Source organism: Mycobacterium intermedium (assembly GCF_002086275.1).
GTDB lineage: Bacteria > Actinomycetota > Actinomycetes > Mycobacteriales > Mycobacteriaceae > Mycobacterium > Mycobacterium intermedium.
Genome location: NZ_MVHT01000158.1, coordinates 1 through 6,726 on the forward strand (window position 1 = coordinate 1; position 6,726 = coordinate 6,726).

Annotated in this window: 6 protein-coding genes; 4 read left to right on the plus strand and 2 right to left on the minus strand. The window is 64.5% G+C overall.

The features are described 5' to 3' along the window. From BST27_RS32775 to BST27_RS29315, 3 genes are all read left to right on the plus strand, one after another. Window positions 1-1,011: PecA family PE domain-processing aspartic protease (locus BST27_RS32775; RefSeq protein WP_083148758.1), on the plus strand; the 1,011-nt coding region annotated here is incomplete at its 5' end. 14 nt (window positions 1,012-1,025) lie between these two features. Continuing rightward, window positions 1,026-2,843 (plus strand): serine/threonine-protein kinase PknH/PknJ, encoded by a 1,818-nt coding sequence (locus tag BST27_RS29310; RefSeq protein ID WP_069420107.1) that lies wholly within the window; start codon window positions 1,026-1,028, stop codon window positions 2,841-2,843. A 130-nt stretch (window positions 2,844-2,973) separates the two neighbouring features. Then, entirely contained in the window at window positions 2,974-3,966 is a 993-nt protein-coding gene (locus BST27_RS29315; RefSeq protein ID WP_079219966.1) for an adenylate/guanylate cyclase domain-containing protein, read from the plus strand. On the opposite strand, the gene BST27_RS29320 is transcribed toward BST27_RS29315, so the two are convergent. Further along, window positions 3,960-5,081, minus strand: coding sequence for a BTAD domain-containing putative transcriptional regulator (locus BST27_RS29320; protein ID WP_069420108.1), 1,122 nt, complete (start codon window positions 5,079-5,081; stop codon window positions 3,960-3,962). The two genes, BST27_RS29315 and BST27_RS29320, sit on opposite strands and share 7 nt — an antisense overlap. A 165-nt stretch (window positions 5,082-5,246) precedes the next feature. On the opposite strand from BST27_RS29320, the gene BST27_RS29325 reads away from it, so the two are divergent. After that, entirely contained in the window at window positions 5,247-5,858 is a 612-nt protein-coding gene (locus tag BST27_RS29325; protein ID WP_069420109.1) for a hypothetical protein, read from the plus strand. A gap of 56 nt (window positions 5,859-5,914) precedes the next feature. On the opposite strand, the gene BST27_RS31955 is transcribed toward BST27_RS29325, so the two are convergent. Beyond that, entirely contained in the window at window positions 5,915-6,166 is a 252-nt protein-coding gene (locus tag BST27_RS31955; RefSeq protein ID WP_139805444.1) for a hypothetical protein, read from the minus strand. Window positions 6,167-6,726: the final 560 nt, after the last annotated feature.

The following is a 6,726-nucleotide window of genomic DNA, read 5'->3' on the forward strand; positions in this document are numbered from 1 at the left end:
GGAATGCTCGGCGGCACCGGCGGGGTCGGCGAGCGGGGCGGGTTGCTGTACGGCAACGGCGGGACCGGGGGAACCGGTGGGGTCTCGGGTGGTCCTGGCGGCGTCGCGGGCGGTCATGGCGGCGCGGGTGGTCTGGCCCCGTTCATAGGCGTCAACGGGGCCCCCGGTGAAACGGGCCATATACCGGCCGTCGGAATAACGGTGGACAATCAGTTGAACAGGCCGTATATAAGTATTTCCATCGGCGGCGGACCGTTTTCGCAGCTCATTGTCGACACCGGGTCCGTTGGAATACTCGTGCCGCCCCAAGATGTGAATTTCACGTCGCTTGGCCCGTCCATTGGATCGGGTACCACCACTTACGGCGACTCTCTGAACTCCGCTACCTACACGTACGACAAGTATTCGACAACGGTGAACTTCGGAAACGGAATCATTACCACCACACCGGTGACGGTTGGTGTCATCACCTCGTTTACGCACACCGTCAATGGCGTTACCAGCGTTCTGCCCGCCTCGCAGGGAGACGCCATTCTGGGTATTGGGGCCAACGCCGGAGGGCCCGCGACCATCAGTCCGGTGCGGGCGTTGCCGAGCACCCTTGGCCAGGGCGTTCTCGTTGCGGAGCAATACAATGCGTTGCAGTTCGGCGCCAACCCGTTTGATTCCTTTGCTGTTTCGGGCGGGGCGCCGGTGACCACCCTGCGCGTGTCCGTCAATGGCGGACCGCTGCAGACTGTCACCGGCGCCTTCGTCGATACCGGTGGCTTGTGGGGCACCGTTCCATCTTCGTTGGGCACCGGCTCCGTAAACGGCCACCTGCCGACCGGAACCCACTTGGAGTTCTATACCGCTTCCGGCACCAGCCTTTATTCGGTGACCGCTGGTTCGCAGTCCGAAATAAGGGTTATACCAGGAGGCCTGCTGAACACTGGGAACATACCGTTCCAATTGATGCCGATCTATTTCTCGTACGGGGGTGGCGGGACAATTTTCTACGACGATATCTGACCATTTTCGGAGGGGTGAGAAAGGACCTGCCCTTGGACGGAGTCGAATTCGGCCGATACCGGCTGCTCTCGTTGATCGGCGAGGGTGGCATGGGCAGGGTTTACAAGGCCCACGACACGTTGATGGATCGTGACGTGGCGATCAAGGTGTTGCCGCCCGAGCTAGCCAGGGAGGCCAATTACGAGCGGCGATTCCGTAGTGAGGCGCAGATCGCGGCGCGGCTGAACGAACCGCACATCATCCCCATCCATGAGTCCGGTGAGATAGACGGTCGCCTGTATCTGGTTATGCCGATCATCGAAGGCACCGACGTGCACGAGCTGTTGCAGCGCGACGGGCCGATGAGCCCCCCGCGGGCCGTGCACATCATCGAGCAGTTGGCCGCCGCGCTCGACGCCGCCCACGCCGCCGGGCTGGTCCACCGCGACATCAAACCCCAGAACACACTGGTGACCGGTCGGGACTTCGCCTACCTGATCGACTTCGGCATCGCCCGCGACGGCTCAGCCCCGAAGCTGACTGGTACCGACATGATCGTGGGAACCATGGCCTACATGGCCCCCGAACGCTTCACCACCGGGGTGGCCGATGTCCGTTCCGACGTCTATGCGCTGGCTTGCGTGCTGCATGAATGCCTGACCGGCGATCAGCCGTTCCCGGGCAACAGCATGGAACAACAGATGTACGGGCACCTGTCGCTGGACCCGCCCAGGCCCAGCCTGAGTCGCCACGATGTGCCTGCCGGATTGGATGATGTCATCGCTACCGGCATGGCCAAGAACCCCGACGAGCGCTACCAGAGCGCCCACGCGTTGGCTACCGCCGCCCGCCACGCCCTGACCGCCGCCCCGGTGGCCGCACCTACCCGTCGCCACGATCTACCCGCGCCGGGCGCACGCCAGGACGGCCCGACCCGAGTCCTGCCCGGTACCCCGCACGCTGTACGGCAACCGGTCGCACAGCGCGTCCCGGCCGCAATGCAGCAACCGGCGCCCGGCTGGGGGCCCGCTCAGCCCCCGCGTCAGCCGCAGCCGCCTAACTGGCCGTACCCTCCGCCGATTCGACCGGCGCCGGCCCGACGCCGCGGCCTCCTCATCGCCGGGATAGTGGCGACCGTCGTGATTCTCGCCGCCGGCACCCTCACCGTCACCCTGCTGACCCGATCGGACTCGGGCGCCTCCCCGGTCACAACGACCATCAAGCCCGCGTTGCCGTCGGGAACATCGGTCGCTCCGATTACAGAGAGTGCGCTGCAAGGGCTGTTGCTGACCGCCGACCAAATCAGTGCCGCGTTGGGTGCACCGACAATGACCCTGACAAGCTCCGTCAACACCCTGCCCGGAAACGGGACCGCCTCGGTGTCGGACCAGGCGTGTGTCCCGTTGGCCGCAGCCGCCTCAAGCGCGGTGTATGCCGACAGCGGGTGGACCGCCGTGCGTGGACAAGAATTCAAGTACCCCGCCAGCGGCCCGCCGGTGCACGATGTGGCCCAGTTTGTGGTGTTGTTCGGCTCCGACCGGGAAGCCTCCGCGTTCTTCACCGCGTCCGCGCAACGCTGGGCGGGCTGCTCCGACCGCCAGTTCACCGTCAGCTCACCCGGTTCCGGCTATCCCGACACGGTTGAGAAAGTAGGGCCGGTAGTCAACAGCAACGGCACCCTCAGCGCCACGCTAACCAACGCGGCAAATAGCGCGATCAACTGTCAGCGGGCGTTTACCGTGGCCAACAACGTCGCAGTGGACGTCCAGGCATGCAAATCGAGCCCGACGTCGGACGCGGTTGCCGCCAGCGTGGCGCATCAGATCGCGACCAAGGTGCGCAAGACAACGTAGCCTGCCGGGCGCATGCCGTCAGGCAATATCCGCGCAAGCTGAACACACATCAATTGCTGTGCGGGCACTTAGACTGGGCACACCGGCGTCAGCGCGCTATGTCACCCGCCACTAGGCACGAAGGATTGACGTGACCGCACAAGATTTTGGCGGGCAACCCGACAAACCGTTGGGCCACTTGGTCATTGTGGGCAAAGGTGGTTCCGAACGCAGCGTCCCGATCTACGACCAATTGTTCGTCGGTCGCGAATGCGCGGGGATTCGCGAGTCACGTCGACTCGTCATCGACGATCCCGAGATCTCGCGGACGCACCTCGAAATCCGCCTGGACGCCGCGGCCGACCACGCTTTCGTCATCGACACCAGTAGCAATGGCACCCTGCTCAACGGGGTTCGGCTCGAGCGGGCCGTCGCTTTGCTAATCAGGCCGGGCGACGAGATCCGGATCGGCGATGAGCTGTTGATCTTCCGGTCTGACCGATTCACGGCCGTGCCCAAGCGCGTGGCACGCCGTACGCTTGCCCGGATCGGCAAGACCGCGATGGTGATGGTCGTCGGCGACATCGTCAACTACTCGACGATCTCGGAGGTGACCGATGAGGGCGTCATGGCGCATAGCCTGCAGACACTTTGGCACCGCTTGGGCGATGTGCTCAGCGAACATCACGGCACTCTGAGCCACTATGCCGGCGACGCGCTCTTCGCGGTATGGGAGGTGCGCACGTTTCCAGACGCCGCCGAACTGGCGATCAAGTTCGCCCTCGCAGCCAATCGCGTGGTCGACGAAATAGGACCCGCACTGCCCCTACGGGGCCCGGACGGCCTGCCGATTCGGATGGGGTGGGGTGTGGTGCAGGGGATGGCCGCGCTGGCGGCCATGACGCGATCGGCCGATGCGGTGATCGGTGACGCGACGAACATCGCGTTCCGACTGTCCGGTCTGGCGGGCCGAAACGGGCGGGCACCGGTGTTGGTGGCAAGTGGGGTGCAGGCCGCCGTGGCATCGCAATTTACTTGGGGGCCAAGCGAAAGCGTAGAAATCAAAGGCCGATCGGGAACGGCGACGGTATTTCCGGCCCTTGCAGGCAAGGCTCCCGGGCGGCCACGCCCCGCCCGTTATTGAATCTCGAAGGTGAAGTCGTGCCCACAGATGCTGATGTGATCGCCGTCGGCAAGGGTGGCGCTGTGCCGCAGTAGCTCCCCCTGCACCTGCACCCCGTTGGCCGAACCCAAATCCGTCATCACGAAACTGCCTCCGGTATCGACGATCACGGCATGGTGCCGGCTGACGTCGTCGTCGTTGAGAACAATGTCATTGTCTGAAAGTCGCCCTATCCGGGTGGCGCCCGCACGTAACGGATGGTGACGTCCGGTCGTGTCGCGCAACCTCGCGACGGCAGGCTTTCGGTTGAAGACGGCGTATGCACCGGCCATGGCGCGCGCCGCGGTCGTGCGCGCGGACTGCCTGATGCGCAGCGGCTCCTGGCGCAGGATTTGCGCGTGCAGGGCGTTGATGCTGGGGCCCGGGTCGATACCGAGATCCTCCGCTAGTGCCACCTTTAAGCGGCGATAGGCATCGAGGGCGTCGGATTGCCGTTCACACACGTAATATGCGGTAATCAACTGCGCCCACAATGGCTCCCGGTAGGGATGTCTGGCCGCCAGTGTCTCGAGTTCACCGATGATGGCTTTCGCTCTGCCGCAGGCGATTTCGACCTCCGCGCGGGTGGTCAAAACCAACATGTGGTCTTCGGTGACGGCGGTGGCGAACGTCTTCACGAACGCGAAGTCGGCGAGGTCGGCAAGTATTGGCCCGCGCCATTCGCTCAACGCTGCCGATAGATGTCTGCCGGCCACGTCGAATCGTCCAGATGCTGCGGCCTGAAACCCCGCGTTCTTCTGTTCATTGAAGCGATCGAGGTCGCAGTCAGTCGCGGCCACATTGAGTCGATATCCCGGTGGGACGCTCGCTAGCACCGAGTACGGGTCGGCACCTGCGCTCCCGAGCAACTTGCGCAGGTTCGACACATAGGACTGAATGCTGGTGCGCGCGGCCGGAACCGGCGACTCATCCCACGCCGCGTAGACCAACGAATCCGAGCCGATCGCGCGATTTCGGTTGATCAGCAGCATGGCGAACAGTGCCCTTTGCTTGGGTGTACCCAACGCCACCGGTGCTCCGGCCACGGTGAGCAGCAAGGGCCCAAGAAGGCCGAACTTGAGCTGAGTTCCGCTCATCGCCCTCCAGTCTCGCGGTCGCCGGTTGCATCGAACTCTCATTGTGTCTTCCCGCGACGCCCAGACTCCAAGATTTTTGCAAGAGGCGGCCCACAAAGTTTGCCCTGCCCGGCCACAGTGGCCGGCCGAAACCCCAATACACCTTGCAATGAGAGGAAATCCATCATGAACCACGTCTCGCGCGACCAGCAGCCAACCGACCCGTCGTGGCGCCCGCCGCAGTACCGTCCCGATTACGTGGCGCCTGGTAGGCGGCCGCAAACCCCCGGTTTGGCGACGGTCAAGAGCTTTGTCCCGAAGGACTTGGTCACGGCCGGATTGCTGTTCGTTGGCCTGGCCTTGGCGGCGATTTCGCTGTTCCTGCCCTGGACGACGATCACGGCCAAGGTCCTGTTCGGCACCACCACCATCGATGCCAGTCCGTTCAGGGGCGGGTGGAGCTTCCTCATTCTCTTGGTCATTGCCGGGGCCGGTTGGCTGGCGTGGCCCACGATCTCCGGGGCGCAGATGTTGTTCAGACGCATTGTCGGACTCACGGGCGTGGTTGGCCTACTAGGGGTTTTCTTCCTGATCGGCGCAATCAATTACGCGCAAGGCATTTCGGAGAAGCAGCAGGCGATAGCCGAGGCGGGCGACAGCGCCGACTTCATCGCGAACGGGGTCGACGTGTCCCTTGGCTTCGGATTCGTGCTCTACACGATGGCGCTGGTGGCGATTGCGGTCGGTCTTGGGCGGGTCTGGGCCCGGCGCTCCACCGCGGGAAAGCGCGCGCCGTGAGTCCGTACTCGGCGCCCGAGGAGGCGGCTAGCGGTTCGCTGCTAGCCGCCGAACCGTCAGAAGGTGGCCACCTCTGCGTGGCCACTGTTTCCTTCCGTCACCCAGGTGATCTTCATGCCGTGGCCCGTCGCGTCGTTGGTGAACGTGGCGTGGCCGTTCCCGTCGGCTTGTGCGGTCCAGCCGAACCCGCGATAAGGGTGGGAGACCCACAGCGAAAACCAGCCAGGACCACCGGGGCCGTCGGGGGTGCCCAGGTTTGCGTCGCGCCAGGTGAGATTGCCGTTAGGGTCCACAATCGCTTGGTCCATGTGCATTTCTTCCGGACATCCCGGACAGGGGACCACGGGTGCCTGCGACCAAGTGCTCTGACAGACAACGCTTTCCCCGTCGATCTGGCATGTGGCAACGCCTGGGACCTTGATGTACGGAGTGGAGGCGAGTGGGATTGCGGTGGTCGGCTCGGCCGGCTGCCCCGTACTAGGCGCGGTACTGGACCCGAAAGGCACTTGCGCAGTGGGTGTTTGGGTTGCCGCAGGCTCCGGCTTGAATAGCTGGTAGCTGACGACGATGACGGCGATGAGAGTGGCGGCGAGCCCGGCGATGACTACGATCAAACCCATTGGGCGGCGCGGTGTTTGAGGCGCAGGTTGCTCGACTGACCGGCGCTGCGGCGGTGGCGCAGGCAAGCTCGGCTGCGAGCGCGGTGGCGGTTGCAACCTTGGCGGCGGGGGAGGGGGTCGATCGTGGCGACGGGTGGACACAGCGACTGAGGGGATCGACGGTACAGTCAGGGCTTGGCGGGCCGCAGCGGCCAGCGCGGCGGCGCTCTGGTAGCGCTCGTCGGGGTTCTTGGCCATGCCGGTGGCGA

What these genes read in the sequence shown, in the direction of transcription:
- BST27_RS31955 (WP_139805444.1), bottom strand. Translation starts at nt 6,166, where the DNA reads ATGGACCAAGCGATTGTGGACCCTAACGGCAATCTCACCTGGCGCGAC.
- BST27_RS29320 (WP_069420108.1), bottom strand. Translation starts at nt 5,081, where the DNA reads ATGAGCGGAACTCAGCTCAAGTTCGGCCTTCTTGGGCCCTTGCTGCTC.
- BST27_RS29325 (WP_069420109.1), top strand. Translation starts at nt 5,247, where the DNA reads ATGAACCACGTCTCGCGCGACCAGCAGCCAACCGACCCGTCGTGGCGC.